Annotated in this window: 16 protein-coding genes and 2 tRNA genes; 10 read left to right on the top strand and 8 right to left on the bottom strand. The window is 53.7% G+C overall.

What is annotated here, in order from left to right:
- Positions 1-26: 26 nt before the first annotated feature.
- On the bottom strand, positions 27-665 hold the full coding sequence (locus tag QMG90_RS11900) for a riboflavin synthase subunit alpha (protein ID WP_283279830.1): 639 nt from the start codon (positions 663-665) through the stop codon (positions 27-29).
- 232 nt (positions 666-897) lie between these two features.
- Here QMG90_RS11900 and mdtK point away from each other — a divergent pair, with 232 nt between their 5' ends.
- From mdtK to QMG90_RS11915, 3 genes are all read left to right on the top strand, one after another.
- Complete coding sequence (mdtK, locus tag QMG90_RS11905; RefSeq protein WP_283279831.1) at positions 898-2,271, top strand: MdtK family multidrug efflux MATE transporter; 1,374 nt, start codon at positions 898-900, stop codon at positions 2,269-2,271.
- A gap of 138 nt (positions 2,272-2,409) precedes the next feature.
- Positions 2,410-2,486: transfer RNA gene (locus QMG90_RS11910), tRNA-Val, on the top strand.
- A gap of 4 nt (positions 2,487-2,490) precedes the next feature.
- A tRNA-Val gene (locus QMG90_RS11915) sits at positions 2,491-2,567 on the top strand.
- 34 nt (positions 2,568-2,601) lie between these two features.
- On the opposite strand, the gene QMG90_RS11920 is transcribed toward QMG90_RS11915, so the two are convergent.
- Positions 2,602-3,405 carry an MBL fold metallo-hydrolase gene (locus QMG90_RS11920; protein ID WP_283279832.1) on the bottom strand — a complete coding sequence of 268 codons (804 nt, stop codon included), beginning with the start codon at positions 3,403-3,405 and terminating at the stop codon, positions 2,602-2,604.
- Between the two features lie 117 nt (positions 3,406-3,522).
- Between QMG90_RS11920 and QMG90_RS11925 the strand changes: the two genes are divergently transcribed.
- The gene (locus QMG90_RS11925) at positions 3,523-3,663 is read left to right on the top strand and encodes a hypothetical protein (RefSeq protein WP_152958639.1); all 141 of its coding nucleotides are present in this window, start codon (positions 3,523-3,525) and stop codon (positions 3,661-3,663) included.
- A 47-nt stretch (positions 3,664-3,710) separates the two neighbouring features.
- On the opposite strand, the gene QMG90_RS11930 is transcribed toward QMG90_RS11925, so the two are convergent.
- The 5 genes from QMG90_RS11930 to QMG90_RS11950 form a co-directional block, all read right to left on the bottom strand.
- Positions 3,711-5,687, bottom strand: coding sequence for an alkyl/aryl-sulfatase (locus QMG90_RS11930; RefSeq protein ID WP_283279833.1), 1,977 nt, complete (start codon positions 5,685-5,687; stop codon positions 3,711-3,713).
- 190 nt (positions 5,688-5,877) lie between these two features.
- A complete protein-coding gene (locus QMG90_RS11935; protein WP_283279834.1) occupies positions 5,878-6,189 on the bottom strand; it encodes a hypothetical protein in 312 nt (103 codons plus the stop codon).
- Between the two features lie 251 nt (positions 6,190-6,440).
- A complete protein-coding gene (locus tag QMG90_RS11940; protein ID WP_283283949.1) occupies positions 6,441-7,163 on the bottom strand; it encodes an amino acid ABC transporter ATP-binding protein in 723 nt (240 codons plus the stop codon).
- Complete coding sequence (locus tag QMG90_RS11945) at positions 7,156-7,914, bottom strand: amino acid ABC transporter permease (protein ID WP_054180795.1); 759 nt, start codon at positions 7,912-7,914, stop codon at positions 7,156-7,158. Before QMG90_RS11945 ends, QMG90_RS11940 begins: the two co-directional genes overlap by 8 nt.
- A 65-nt stretch (positions 7,915-7,979) precedes the next feature.
- Positions 7,980-8,747: a basic amino acid ABC transporter substrate-binding protein gene (locus QMG90_RS11950; RefSeq protein WP_283279835.1), complete on the bottom strand. Its 768-nt coding sequence runs from the start codon at positions 8,745-8,747 to the stop codon at positions 7,980-7,982.
- A 235-nt stretch (positions 8,748-8,982) separates the two neighbouring features.
- On the opposite strand from QMG90_RS11950, the gene QMG90_RS11955 reads away from it, so the two are divergent.
- The 3 genes from QMG90_RS11955 to QMG90_RS11965 are packed head-to-tail and all read left to right on the top strand — an operon-like array spanning position 8,983 to position 11,790.
- Positions 8,983-10,050 (top strand): ABC transporter substrate-binding protein, encoded by a 1,068-nt coding sequence (locus QMG90_RS11955; protein WP_283279837.1) that lies wholly within the window; start codon positions 8,983-8,985, stop codon positions 10,048-10,050.
- Entirely contained in the window at positions 10,037-11,041 is a 1,005-nt protein-coding gene (locus tag QMG90_RS11960; protein ID WP_283279838.1) for a FecCD family ABC transporter permease, read from the top strand. The genes QMG90_RS11955 and QMG90_RS11960 overlap by 14 nt, the downstream gene beginning before the upstream one ends.
- Entirely contained in the window at positions 11,038-11,790 is a 753-nt protein-coding gene (locus tag QMG90_RS11965; protein WP_283279839.1) for an ABC transporter ATP-binding protein, read from the top strand. Before QMG90_RS11960 ends, QMG90_RS11965 begins: the two co-directional genes overlap by 4 nt.
- Here the strand turns inward: QMG90_RS11965 and QMG90_RS11970 are convergent.
- A complete protein-coding gene (locus tag QMG90_RS11970) occupies positions 11,770-12,501 on the bottom strand; it encodes a substrate-binding domain-containing protein (RefSeq protein WP_283279840.1) in 732 nt (243 codons plus the stop codon). The genes QMG90_RS11965 and QMG90_RS11970 overlap by 21 nt on opposite strands.
- A gap of 237 nt (positions 12,502-12,738) precedes the next feature.
- On the opposite strand from QMG90_RS11970, the gene ynhH reads away from it, so the two are divergent.
- The 3 genes from ynhH to lpp all read left to right on the top strand — a co-directional run bounded on the left by ynhH (position 12,739) and on the right by lpp (position 14,900).
- Complete coding sequence (gene ynhH / locus QMG90_RS22540; RefSeq protein ID WP_419098522.1) at positions 12,739-12,933, top strand: protein YnhH; 195 nt, start codon at positions 12,739-12,741, stop codon at positions 12,931-12,933.
- Between the two features lie 7 nt (positions 12,934-12,940).
- On the top strand, positions 12,941-14,353 hold the full coding sequence (gene pykF, locus QMG90_RS11975; RefSeq protein WP_283279841.1) for a pyruvate kinase PykF: 1,413 nt from the start codon (positions 12,941-12,943) through the stop codon (positions 14,351-14,353).
- Between the two features lie 310 nt (positions 14,354-14,663).
- Positions 14,664-14,900: a murein lipoprotein Lpp gene (gene lpp / locus QMG90_RS11980; RefSeq protein ID WP_001082307.1), complete on the top strand. Its 237-nt coding sequence runs from the start codon at positions 14,664-14,666 to the stop codon at positions 14,898-14,900.
- Positions 14,901-14,935: the final 35 nt, after the last annotated feature.

A 14,935-nucleotide genomic window follows, 5' to 3' on the forward strand; every position in this document is an offset into this window, starting at 1 on the left:
AAATCCCCGGCGTGCCGGGGATTTTTTTATTCATCTGCCGCTATCTGTAGCGCCGCCTCTTTTGCCGCGAGGACGCGTTCGACGGTATCCACCACTGCCTGCGTCTGCGGGTCGATTTCAATGTTAACCCGCGCACCGAGCTTTTTCTTGCCAAGCGTGGTGCGTTGCAGCGTTTCCGGAATTAAATGCACGCAAAAACGCGTGGCGGTCACTTCACCTACCGTCAGGCTGATACCATCAATGCCGATGAATCCTTTGTAGAGGATATATTTCATCAGCGCCGGATCCTGCGGCTTAAACCAAATCTGGCGGTTATTTTCCGAGGTAAGGATTTTGGTGATGTCGGCGGTGGTCATAATATGGCCGGACATCAAATGACCGCCAATCTCGTCACTGAATTTAGCAGCACGCTCAACATTCACCACATCGCCTTCTTTCACCTGCCCCAGGTTGGTGATGCGCAGCGTCTCTTTCATTAAGTCGAAACTGATGCGATTGCCGTCGATTTCGGTAACGGTCAGGCAGCAGCCGTTGTGCGCGACTGATGCCCCGGTTTCGAGCCCCTCAAGCATATGCTCAGGCATTTCAACCACGTGGGTACGAAAATTCGGTTTTTCATCAACAGACACAACTTTCGCCGTGCCCTGCACAATACCAGTAAACATGCAGTAAGCTCCTGTATTACATCGTGGCGCTTCGGTTTTCGCGCAATATACCACGCACAATAACAGGTGAAAAAACAGGTTGCCACTCCCGGTGCACTCCCTGCTATATTTTGGCTGGCTTAATAGCGATTCCCCGCTACAATAGACTGACTATTTCCCCAGTATTTCTTCTTGCTGCCAGTAAGGCGGCCTTTTTTAGTTCCTCAAATAACAACAATATATAGGTGTTCACGTGCAGAAGTATGTTAGTGAAGCGCGTCAGTTATTAGCACTGGCAATACCGGTGATCCTTGCGCAGATCGCCCAGACCGCAATGGGGTTTGTTGATACCGTGATGGCCGGTGGATACAGCGCAACCGACATGGCCGCCGTCGCCATCGGTACCTCCATCTGGTTACCGGCTATTCTGTTCGGCCACGGGTTGCTGCTGGCTCTGACGCCGGTCATCGCGCAGCTCAACGGTTCTGGTCGCCGCGATCGCATCGCGCATCAGGTTCGACAGGGTTTCTGGCTGGCGGGCGGCGTATCCATTTTGATTATGATCGTGCTGTGGAACGCGGGCTATATCATCCGTTCCATGCATAACATCGATCCGGCGCTGGCGGACAAAGCCGTCGGCTATCTGCGCGCCCTGCTGTGGGGTGCGCCGGGTTATCTGTGCTTTCAGGTGGCGCGTAACCAGTGCGAAGGGCTGGCAAAAACCAAACCCGGCATGGTGATGGGTTTTATTGGTTTGCTGGTTAACATTCCGGTCAACTACATCTTTATTTATGGTCATTTCGGCATGCCGGAACTGGGCGGCGTGGGCTGTGGCGTCGCGACGGCAGCGGTGTACTGGGTGATGTTCTTCTGTATGCTGACCTTCGTCAGAAACGCCCGCTCCCTACGCGATATTCGCCTTGTGGAAGGTAGCGCGAAACCGGACAGCGAAGTGCTGAAACGGCTGATCCAACTGGGTCTGCCGATTGCGCTGGCGCTGTTCTTTGAAGTAACGCTGTTTGCCGTGGTGGCGCTGCTGGTCTCGCCGCTGGGGATCATTGACGTCGCCGGGCACCAGATCGCGCTGAACTTCAGTTCGCTGATGTTCGTATTGCCGATGTCGCTCGCCGCGGCAGTGACCATTCGTGTGGGCTTTCGTCTCGGACAGGGTTCGACGCTGGATGCACAGGTTTCGGCGTGGACGGGCCTCGGCGTTGGGGTGTGTATGGCGGTGCTGACGGCGATTTTCACCGTCACCCTGCGTACGCACATCGCCCTGCTCTATAACGATAATCCGGCGGTTGTCCTGCTTGCCTCTCAGTTGATGATGCTGGCGGCGCTGTATCAGATATCCGATTCTATCCAGGTGATCGGCAGCGGTATTCTGCGTGGTTATAAAGATACCCGCTCCATTTTCTTTATTACTTTTACCGCTTACTGGGTACTTGGGCTGCCGAGCGGCTATATTCTCGGGCTGACCGACCTGGTGGTACCGCGTATGGGACCGGCAGGATTCTGGTGGGGCTTTATCATCGGCCTGACCTCAGCGGCCATTATGATCATGCTGCGGATGCGCTTCCTGCAGCACCAGCCGTCGAGCGCGATTTTGCACCGCGCGGCGCGGTAATAACGAAGCAACCGCCCGCAGGCGGTTGCTTTCTCTCCATTTTGCACAGTTATTCCGCAATCGCGTGATAACAGAACGAAATGTGCGACTTTCTTCTTGCAACCGCCCATCCCTGCCGCTAATATTCGTCCCCGTTGTGCGTTCATAGCTCAGTTGGTTAGAGCACCACCTTGACATGGTGGGGGTCGTTGGTTCGAGTCCAATTGAACGCACCATTCTGCGTCCGTAGCTCAGTTGGTTAGAGCACCACCTTGACATGGTGGGGGTCGGTGGTTCGAGTCCACTCGGACGCACCATATTCTCAATGAGATAGGGTGCCCCTCTTCGTTTTCACGCCCGTTCCTGTTTCAGACAATCGATATATTTTTGCCCTGACCGAATGACTTTGTCATGCGCCTGCCCGATCATATTCTGCCCTTCAAATGCGCCATACAGCCGTTCAAATTTAACATCGTCCAGTCGATGCAGGATGTTTTCAACCGTCACTGCCGGCAGCGGCAACATGTTCGGGTAGCTCCACATAAACGAGACTGCAGCTCTGCCGGGCGTCACCTGCAAAATATCCCCGGCGAGCAGTACACCGTCACCTTCCGTCCAGTGCAGCACGGTCCCTCCGGCAAAATGACCGCCCAGACGCAACAACCGGACAGACGGCAACAACTCCATACTGTCGCCTTCCCATAACCGAATCGCCGTACTGTCGCGCATAATCCATTCCCTGTCGCTGGCGTGCAGCCAGATGGGCGCACTAAACGTCTCTGCCCAGTCCTGCATGGTGGTGTAATAGTGAGGATGCGAAATCGCGATCGCGCGGATACCGCCCAGCGCGTTAATCAGCAACTCCGTTGCCGTATCGAGGTTGGCAATGCAGTCCCACAGCACATTGCCGTGCGGCGTTCGCAGCACAAATGCTCGCTGATTGATAGCAAACGCAGGTACCGTTTTGATGCTTAACAGATTTTCTTCATGCTGTTGCCATTTATTACTGTGCGTGGCAGTGACCGCCTCCGGGGTTATCCACGCCTGTCCGCTGGCGGGTACAAACTGCCGTTCATCTTCACAGGCTTTGCAATGTGCGATGATCTCGTCACTGTCGTCATACGAGGTACCGCAGGTTTTACACAAAATAGTCATTGTGACTCCTTCAGAAAACGAGGGATAACAGTAACGCTAGCACAGACGGGTAATACCTCCAGGCGCCGTTTTGCCCTATACTGATGCAACGCAATTCTGAACTGAAATGGGTGAATAATGGAAATTGATCTCGATAAACTGGTATTTAGCGGGCTGGAAGAAGCTGAAGAGCGCAACGCTGAACGACTGGAAGATGCCGATAAAAAGGCTCAGGAGATTATCGCCGACGACGACTGCGGCGATGCCTGCAAAATCTGATGAAACAACAAACCGGCATTACTGCCGGTTTGTTGTTTTTGCCACGCTTATGGCGTGACGATGTTGAACCAGAACTCAAACTTGTCCATATAGCTCAGCATTTCATTTAGCTTCGCGCTGTCACCGGTGATTTTCACGTCGCCCTTATCCTCCGCTTGTTTCAGCGTCTCTTCCTGCAGGATAATCTTGTTCAGCGTCGCACGATTGAGGGTAATCGTCGCATCGGCATTTTTCGACTCCGCATTCGCCGTGTGATTCAGCACGCCGTTTTCCAGCTCCAGCAGATATTTCCCGCCATCGTTGCCTAAATCGACGTTAAAGACCGATTTCGCCTCCGCCGCTTTTTCGCCATTGATGTGCACCGCGAGATAGTCGAAGAACATTTCCGGCGACATTGCCCGCACGGTATCACCGCTGGCGGTGTTTGGCGTCGGCAACTTCTGCACGCCGTTACGCAGTTCCTGCGCGCCGGTCAGGTAGAAGTTGCGCCACGGGCCGGATTCCGCCTGATAACCCAGTTGTTCCAGCGCATCCGCTTCCAGATCCCGCGCAGCTTTGTTGTCCGGACTGGCGAAGACCACTTTGCTCATTACCTGCGCCACCCAGCGGTAGTTCCCCTGTGCGAAGTCCTCTTTCGCCTTCGTCATGATGGCATCCGCGCCGCCCATGTAATCGACATATTTTTTCGCGGCCTCGACAGGTGGTAGTTCGTCGAGCGTGGCCGGATTGCCATCAAACCAGCCGAGATAGAGCACGTAGGTCGCTTTTACGTCGTGGCTTACGGAGCCGTAATAGCCGCGGTTAGCCCAGGTGTTCGCCAGTGTCGGTGGCAGCTTAAAGTCAGCAGCGATTTCATCACGCGTTTGCCCCTGGTTCGCCTTCCGCAGCGTCTGATCGTTGATATAACGATAGAGATCGCGCTGGCTCTTCATCAGCTTAACCACGTTTTCGTTGCCCCAGGTTGGCCAGTGGTGCTGCGCCATAATAATCTCGGCTTTATCACCCCAGCGCTGTACGGCTTCGTTGATGTATTTCGACCATGCCAGCGGATCACGGATCTTCGCCCCACGCAGCGAGTAGGTGTTATGCAGTGTATGCGTCACGTCTTCAGACGCCTCGATCATCTTCTTCTCTTCGACATACCAGAGCATTTCTGACGGTGCTTCAGAACCTGGCGCCATTAAGAAATCGTAAGTCAGACCGTCAATGGTCTCTTTCTGCCCGGTTTTGGTGATGTAGTCCGTCGGTGCAATCAGGGTGACGGTGCCTGCGGATGTCGTAGTGCCCAGTCCTGCGCCCACCTGCCCTTTAACATCCGGTTTCAGCAGGTTGCCGTACATATAGCTGGCGCGACGGCTCATCACATTCCCCGCCATAATATTCTCGGATACCGCCTCTTCCATAAACCCGGCGGGTGCGTAGATTTTCACTTTCCCGGCTTTGACGTCGGCTTCATCCGCCACGCCGCGCACGCCGCCATAGTGATCGACATGGCTGTGGGTGTAGATCACCGCCACCACCGGTTTTTTACCACGATGTTTGAAATAGAGATCCATACCGACTTTGGCAGTTTCCGCCGAGACCAGCGGATCGACCACGGTCACCCCCGCTTTACCCTCAATAATCGTCATATTCGACAGGTCGAGGTTGCGGATCTGGTAAACACCGTCGGTAATTTCAAATAAGCCGCTGATATTGATGAGTTGCGCCTGGCGCCAGAGGCTGGGGTTAACCGAGTCCGGCGCTTTTTCGCCCTCTTTAATGAAAGCATATTTTTGCGGATCCCAGACCAGTTTGCCCTGCGCATCGTTAATCACTTCCGGCGGCAGTGCAGCAATAAAGCCCTTATGAGCGTTGGTGAAATCGGTATTGTCGTTGAAAGGAAGTTGATTGAGTAAGGCATCATTTGCCGTTTTGGTTGCAGAGGTGGCGTCTTTCGGTTCCGTTTGAGCGATTGAAGGAAAGACGATGCTGGTGAATAACCCAGCAAAAAGAAAAGCGCTGACTATTTTATTTAATTTCATTCTTGCCTCATCAGGTTAGCATGATTACGCATGATAACTATCGGGTACGAATGATTACTCTGCCAGTTTATGAAAAGGATATATTCTTCAGTAAGGTGCCCCGACAGAGACTCCTGAGAAACACATCACCGTTTGACGTCATCAATCGCTTGTTGCGCGCAGACTCCATTCAGATTCCCCCGGCGTTATGTCAGCGATAAGAAACCACCAGCAGTTGTAATTCCGGGTGTTTATTCACCGGCAGCGACTGCACCGTCGCAATATCCTTCGGCAAATGCGTTACGTCGCTGCGGCTGATATTGACTGCCCGGACATGATTGACACCCACCCGCAAACAGGAAAACGTCGCTTGCACGTCACCATCACGCGCTACGCTGCAGGCACCTTCAACAATTTTACCGCGGAAATGGATAACGCCTGACGGACCATTGCCCGCCGCAAAAACGGCGCCGGAGAGAGAAATAGCGGCAACTGCCGCAACAAACATGCGTAATTTTTTCATTTTTGACCCCACATCCTGTGAGAAACGTCTGCGGCTCCCGTTCACAACGGTAACAGCCCTTAGTCTGTGTCAGGGAGATCCGCCCCTGGCGCGTCTTTCCATATAAGATAATTCTTACGACGCACTAAAACATTACGTAAAAAGGGAGGAAACAGAAAGGATCCAGCGCCATTTTTGTGCGGTGACAACGGCGTTGCTCAGCTTTTACCCCCCAACGGATGATATTTTCACCACCCGCGGGGAGAATGTGACTACAGCACTTTACTGAGGAAGCTGGCGGTACGGGGGTTCGACGGCGAGGTAAAAATGTGCTCAGGGGTGCCCTGCTCCTGAATAATGCCGTTATCGATGAAAATCACCCGATCGGCCACTTCACGGGCGAAACCCATTTCATGCGTCACGATCACCATCGTCATGCCATCATTGGCAAGGTTTTTCATGACTTCGAGTACATCGCCGACCAGTTCGGGATCCAGTGCGGAAGTCGGTTCATCGAACAGCATGATGGATGGCTCCATCGCCAGCGCACGGGCAATCGCCACCCGCTGTTGCTGCCCGCCGGACAGGCTGGAAGGCCAGGCGTCACGCTTATCGCTCAGCCCGACTTTTTGCAGCAACGCTTCCGCGCGCCCGACTGCCGCATCACGCGTCATGCCTTGCAACATCATCGGCGCCATGGTCAGGTTTTCCAGCACCGTCATGTGCGGGAACAGATTGAAGCGCTGAAAGACCATGCCGACGCTTTCACGCATCTTGTTGAGATCGGTTTTACGATCGTGTACGGCAAAACCGTTCACCATCACCTCGCCTTCTGTCACCGATTCCAGCGCATTCATACAACGCAGAAAAGTGCTTTTCCCGGAGCCTGACGGGCCGATAATACACACCACTTCCTGCGGTTTGATCTCGCAGTCGATCCCGCGCAGAACGTGGGCGTCGCCAAAGTGTTTGTGCAGATTCTTAATGTTAATCACTTTTGCCAAACCTCATTTCCAGACGGTTAACCAGCTGCGCCAGCAGGAAGGTGATCACCCAGTAGACCAGTGAGATGGTCAGGTAGGGTTCCCAGTAGGTCGCGTACGCGCCAGAAACAGTACGTGCCGCGTAGGCCAGATCAGCAAGACCAATGGCCGACGCAAGAGATGAATCCTTAACGATAGCAATCGCGTTATTGCCCAGCGGCGGCAGAATACGGCGAAACGCCTGCGGCAGGATCACTTTGCGCATGGTTTTCCACCACGGCATGCCCAGCGCGCGCGAGGCTTCCATCTGACCTTTATCAATTGACTGGATCCCGGCGCGGAAGATTTCGGAGACGTACGCCCCCGCGTTAAGGGTGATTGCCACAATACATGACAGGAAGGCGCCATAGCTGGAGCGCAATTCACGTGCCAGATCAGCGCTCATGATGCCGCTGGTGACCAGCAGACCATCACGCGGATTAATAAACAGCGGCACCAGTGCAAAGTGCACCACCATGATCTGAACAAACAATGGCGTACCACGAAAGGCACTGACGTAAAAGCGCACCGGGAACTGCACCAGGTAGCGCAGGATATATTTCCACGGACCGTGCTCGGCTTTCGCCATCCGCCCGAGACCGAGAGTAAGCCCCCACAGCGTCCCGAGGATCACGCAGATGATGGTACATTTGATGGTCATCCAGGCGCCTTCCATAAACAGCGGCGCGTATTCCTGAATGATTTCCCAACGGAATCCCGTCATAAAATTTCCCTGTAAAAAGCGGCTGGCGCATCACCTGCGACAGCCGCACGAAAAAAAAGCAAAACTTACTCAGCCGGCAGCGTCGGTACGTTATCGTCAAACCAGGTTTTATAGATTTTAGCGTAGGTACCATCGGCGACGATTTTCTTCAGACCGTCGTTGATTTTCGCCTGCAGCGCGGTGTTCCCTTTCGCCACTGCAATGCCAAAATACTGGCGCTCAAATTTGGCGTCCGGCACCAGTTTGAACTGTTTTTCCGGGTGCTGTTTGATGTAGTACTTGACCACCCCAACGTCACCCACCGCCGCGCTGACGCCGTCTTCAAACAGCTCCTGCAACATTAACGGGGTGTTGTCGAAACGCTTGATCGCTGTACTGTTTTTACCCAGCACATCAGAAACCACGATGTCGCCAGTACTGGAGTTCACCACACCGACCTTCTCGGTTTTCAGCGAATCAAGCGAGGTGACTTTTGAATCTGCTGGCACCACGATGGACTGTTCCGCCGGGAAATACGGTGCCGAGAAATCGACCATCTGCTTACGTTTGTCGGTGATCGTAATACCGGAAATGATGATGTCGCGATCGCCAGAACCTAAGGTGGCGAAAATGCCTTCCCACGGGGTGTTGATCAGTTTGATGTCAAAATTTTCCGCTTTGGCGATGGCTTTAATGATATCGATATCAAAGCCTTCCAGCTGTTTCTGGCTATTTTCGAACTCGAAAGGACGATAAGTACCGCCCGCCCCAACGACATAGGTTTCCTGTGCGGCATAAGCACTCCCGGCGAGAGTAACCATCAGGCAGCACGCTTTCATCCACTTATTTATCATACCCAACCCCTTTTTATGCATGTTGTTTGCATAAAAATACAATTATCCAGCCATCCATGCAATATTTATTGCCGGGAAAACGGCGTAATTATTGGCTTTCCACGCTGTTTTTGCGTCAGATTTTATTGCATAACCCGAGAAGTGTGACGCGAGGTCACTTAAATCGATTGCGTGCATAGTCGTTGTATATTCTAATACATAGCGATTTATCCTCTCTTCTGACAGAGCTAATCCTATGAAAAAAATACAACAACTTTTGCTGAGCCTGCTGTTGGTCAGCACGGCTCTCTTTGTGACAACACCCGCCCAGGCCGACCAGACCGTCACCGACCAGTTAGGTCGTCAGGTCACGCTTCCTGATCACGTCACCCGCGTGGTGGTATTGCAGCATCAGACGCTTAACCTGCTGGTACAGCTTGATGCTTCGAAAACGGTCGTTGGCGTTCTCAGCAGTTGGAAAAAACAGCTCGCCCCGGAATTTGCCCGCTTTATGCCGACGATTGAGGCAATGCCAATGCCGGGCGATCTCACCCAGGTTAATATCGAAAGCCTGCTGGCGCTGCACCCACAGGTGGTTTTCGTAGCGAACTACGCGCCGGAAGCGATGATCAAACAGATTGAAGACGCCGGTATTCCGGTAGTGGCTATTTCGCTGCGCGCCGATGCGCAGGGTGAAAAGAACAAAATGAACCCGACGATGGCCAACGAAGAACAGGCCTATAACGACGGATTAAAAGAAGGTATTCGCCTGATTGGTCAGATCGTTGATCGCAAATCTCAGGCCGAGGCGCTGATCAACTATACCTTCGCTGCCCGTGCGAAGTTCAATGCGCCGGTCGCCGATATTCCGGCAGATAAAAAAGTGCGTGTCTACATGGCTAACCCGGACCTCAATACCTACGGCTCCGGCAAATATACCGGGCTGATGATGGAACATGCTGGCGCGATGAACGTCGCGGCGACCACCATTAAAGGTGCGCGTCAGGTGTCGCTGGAGCAGGTGCTGCAGTGGAACCCGCAGGTGATTTTTGTTCAGGATCGCTACCCGGAAGTGGTGAAAGAAATTGAGAACGACCCGAACTGGCAAGCAATTGATGCGGTTAAAAACCACCGCGTGTGGCTGATGCCGGAATATACCAAAGCCTGGGGTTATCCGATGCCGGAAGCACTGGCGATTGGCGAATTGTGGATGGCGAAAAAACTCTACCCGGAACGCTATAAAAACGTCGATGTCGACGCGGAAGCGCAGGCGTATTATCAGCATTTCTACCGTACCGACTGGCAGCCTCGTGGCGGAAAATAAGCGTTTTCTCTGGCTGCACGGAAGTCTGATCCTGCTGACGCTGGTGCTGGCAATGGGCTCACTATGCCTCGGCCAGTACCGACTCTCTATCGGTGACGTTGTCACGCAACTATTACCCCCGGACAACGCGGGCGGGATAGCTTCGCAAATCGTCTGGTCTGTGCGCCTGCCGCGCGTGGTGATGGCTTTGCTGGCGGGTGGCGCGCTTGGTTTATGCGGCGCGACGCTACAGGGCGTGTTCCAGAACCCACTGGTGGACCCGCACATCATCGGCGTCACCTCCGGCTCCGCCTTTGGCGGGACGTTGGCCATTTTGCTGGGGTTAAGTCCCCTGCTGATGATGAGTTCGACGTTCGGTTTCGGACTGGCTGCGCTGGTGCTGGTTTACGCGATTGCCGCGTTGCAGGGGCGCGAAAGCACGCTGGTGCTGATCCTGTCCGGTATTATTCTGAGCGGCTTCTTTTCCGCACTGGTGAGCCTGATGCAGTATCTGGCGGATACCGAAGAGACGCTGCCCAACATCGTGTTCTGGCTGCTTGGCAGTTTTGCCACCGCCAACTGGCATAAGGTATTGATTCTGGCGATCCCGGTCATGCTGGCAGCCGCCATTCTGCTGAAACTGCGCTGGCGCATTAATCTGCTGGCGCTCGACGAAAAAGATGCCCGGGCGCTGGGCGTGTCGGTGAAGCCGTTGCGGCGTGCGGTGCTGGTGTGCTGCGCGCTGCTGGTGGCCGCTCAGGTCGCCGTCAGCGGCAGCATCGCCTGGGTTGGTCTGGTGATCCCGCATCTGGCGCGGCTGCTGGTCGGGCCGGATCACCGTCGGCTGTTGCCCGTGGCATTCTGGCTCGGCGGTAGCTTTATGATTGTGGTTGATGATCTGGCTCGCACCCTCATTCAGGCAGAAATCCCCATCGGCATTATCACCGCTCTGCTGGGGGCACCGGTATTCACTTTTCTGCTGGTGCGCAGTAACCGCCGGAGACGCATATGAAGAGCCCCTCTGTGGAAGTTTGCGGGTTGATGTACGGTCATCGCCAGCCGTTGTTTGAGCCGCTCAGTTTCAGCTGTCAGCCGGGTGAGATCTGGGCGATTCTGGGGGCCAACGGTCGCGGGAAAAGCTCACTGCTCGACACCCTCACGCAGGTACTACCTGCGCTGGGCGGCAGGTTTACTGTCAGCGAAGGTGTGAGCATTGTGCCGCAATCCTTCCGCCCGGCGTTTGCCTGGCAGGTGCGGGATGTGGTGCTGATGGGACGCGCCCGCCATGTGGCGCTGTTTTCCGTTCCAACAACCGAAGATGACGCGCAGGTCGCTACCGCGCTGGCACAACTCAATATTACGCATCTGGCGCACGAGCCATTCACCAGCCTGTCCGGCGGGCAACAACAACTGGTGATGATTGCCCGCGCCCTGGTCAGCGGTAGTCAGAATATTTTGCTGGATGAGCCCTGCTCTGCACTGGATCTGGCGAATCAGCAGGTCGTGCTGCAGTTACTCAGCAATCTCGCGCATCGTCAGGGACGGAGTGTGCTGTTTACCACCCACGATCCCACCCAGGCATTACAGGTTGCCAGCCATACCCTGTTGCTGCTGCCTGAGAAACAGTGGCTGGCCGGGGAAAGCCATCAGATATTAACGGAGACCAATCTGCAACTGGCTTACGGCCTGCCGGTACGCAGGATCACGCTCGAACATTACACCAGCCCGGTGCTGGCACCGTTATTTACCATCAAGCGTTAAGAATCCGGCCTCGCGCAAAAAATGCTGCCCCTGTGCAGACAAGATAAAGTGCATCAACTGACGGGCTACCGGTTGCGCATCCAGCAACGCCATCTGGTATTCGCAGCGCACGTTATAAGGCTGTGGGATCGCCAGTGTACGGATGTCCGTGTGCCCCACCAGCACCTGCGAATAGTGCGCATAGCCAATAAACAGATCTGCCAGCCGCTGGCGAATCAGCCACGCACTGGCGATTTCACCCTCCGGCACTGTCAGCGTCTGCCGCCCACCCACCAGCATTCTTGCCCGCTGTTTAATGGCCGCGCCAGTGCCCGGATACTGCGCATCAATATTATCGAAAAGCTGCCAGGTATAATCCCCGGACGGGTCGCAGCCCGGTGTCGAGGTACCGAGCGTCAGTGCCGGATCACGGAGCAGACTCAGCCAGTCAGCGCTGTCGGTTGCAGGCATTACCCTGGCCGTCAGGTTGAGCTGATTAGCTGCAAAGGAGTGAACCTCCAGCGCGCGTCCCGCAGCCAGCAGCGCCTGCGGATGCTGCGTATTCGCCGAGGCGAACAACGAGCATGATTCCCCCGCCTCGATCCGCTCACGCAGCAGTCCGGCCGGGCCAAACTGCACGACAACGTCGATACCGCTATCCTGACGGAAGCGTTCCAGCAGCGGCAGAAACGCGCTTTTCAGGCTTCCGGCGGCAAAAAGGGTCAACATCATTATTCTCCTGCCTGTACTTTCATTTCACTCTATATATATCAAATAACTACTAAATGATGGCGCGGTTCAGTTCCGTTTTTCCGCATGATCTGCCGTTACCTTGTTGCAGTTGCACAAACGAAACGTTTTTTATTTGTTATGCGGCAGGAAAAGGTTTTGAAACAGCGTTTTCATTTTTCTTTTGCTGCGTAACATCGTATAATGCCAGCCGTTTCTTGATTGAAAGGTTTCAGCAACTTGGACTGCCTGATTCAACAACTAAAAAAACGCCTCCGGCATCGGGCTGAAACACTAGCACACTTTCCTCAGCACGCTTTTTTGATGTCACCTATCCTTACAGCGTGGCATTACAACTTTCGTAATACAGGTTTGTCTCCCTGGCAAAGCGCCCGGAGAGCGAGATTTCCCCATTCTTCTCAACTTAAAGACTAAGACTGTCATGAAAAAGACCAAAATTGTTTGCACCATCGGTCCGAAAACCGAATCCGAAGAGATGTTGACCAAAATGCTGGACGCAGGCATGAACGTTATGCGTCTTAACTTCTCTCACGGTGACTATGCTGAACACGGCCAGCGCATCCAGAATCTGCGTAACGTGATGAGCAAAACCGGTAAAAAAGCGGCGATTCTGCTGGACACCAAAGGTCCGGAAATCCGCACCATTAAGCTGGAAGGCGGTAATGACGTTTCTCTGAAAGCCGGCCAGACCTTCACCTTCACCACTGATCGTTCTGTCGTCGGTAACAGCGACATCGTGGCAGTGACCTACGAAGGCCTCACCAGCGACCTGAAAGTCGGTAACACGGTTCTGGTCGATGATGGTTTGATCGGTATGGAAGTGACCGCCATCGACGGTAACAAAGTCGTTTGTAAAGTGCTGAACAACGGCGACCTGGGCGAGAACAAAGGCGTTAACCTGCCTGGCGTCTCCATTGCCCTGCCGGCACTGGCTGAAAAAGATAAGCAGGATCTGATTTTTGGTTGCGAGCAAGGCGTTGACTTTGTCGCGGCTTCTTTTATTCGTAAACGTGCTGATGTCATCGAAATTCGTGAGCATCTGAAAACCCACGGTGGCGAAAACATCCAGATCATCTCCAAAATCGAAAACCAGGAAGGCCTGAACAACTTCGACGAAATCCTCGAAGCATCTGACGGCATCATGGTAGCGCGTGGCGACCTGGGCGTTGAAATCCCGGTTGAAGAAGTCATTTTCGCGCAGAAGATGATGATCGAAAAATGTATCCGTGCCCGTAAAGTGGTCATCACCGCCACCCAGATGCTGGATTCCATGATCAAAAACCCGCGTCCGACCCGCGCAGAAGCTGGCGATGTGGCGAACGCCATCCTTGACGGTACCGATGCTGTAATGCTGTCTGGTGAATCCGCGAAAGGGAAATACCCACTGGAAGCGGTTGGCATCATGGCAACCATCTGCGAACGTACTGACCGCGTGATGACCAGCCGTCTCGACTTCAACAACGACAGCCGTAAACTGCGCATCACCGAAGCGGTTTGCCGTGGCGCCGTTGAAACTGCAGAGAAACTGGAAGCGCCGCTGATCGTGGTCGCCACCCAGGGCGGTAAATCAGCTCGCGCCGTGCGTAAATACTTCCCGGATGCGACCATCCTCGCGCTGACCACCAACGAAGTGACTGCCCGCCAGCTGGTGCTGAGCAAAGGCGTTACCGCGCAACTGGTCAAAGAAATTTCTTCTACGGATGATTTCTACCGTCTGGGCAAAGAAGTGGCATTGCAGAGCGGCCTGGCACAGAAAGGCGACGTGGTGGTTATGGTTTCCGGCGCACTGGTACCGAGCGGTACAACCAATACTGCCTCTGTTCACGTACTGTAATAATTCACAGACGAATTAATTCGTTTAAAAAGCGCTCCCCGGAGCGCTTTTTTTATTCCCTTCGATAGCCACATTCAATAAAAAATCAAATCGGATTTTACTATTTAAGATAAGATTATCTAAGACGAATCCGATGGAACGCGCCTGTTTTGACACGGTTTTTTTAGTGCTTATCGCAAAGTCGATGCTTCTTTGAGCGAACGATCAAAAATAAGTGCATTCCCATAAAAAAAATATTCTCAACATAAAAAAGTTTGTGTAATACTTGTAACGCTACATGGAGATTAACTCAATCTAGAGGGTATTAATAATGAATCGTACTAAACTGGTACTGGGCGCGGTAATCCTGGGTTCTACTCTGCTGGCTGGTTGCTCCAGCAATGCTAAAATCGATCAGCTGTCTTCTGACGTTCAGACTCTGAACGCTAAAGTTGACCAGCTGAGCAACGACGTGAACGCAATGCGTTCCGACGTTCAGGCTGCTAAAGATGACGCAGCGCGCGCTAACCAGCGTCTGGACAACCAGGCTACTAAATACCGTAAGTAATAGTGCCTGTGTAATAGAATGGCGCACATTGTGCG

It is taken from the genome of Trabulsiella odontotermitis, from assembly GCF_030053895.1.
GTDB lineage: Bacteria > Pseudomonadota > Gammaproteobacteria > Enterobacterales > Enterobacteriaceae > Trabulsiella > Trabulsiella odontotermitis_C.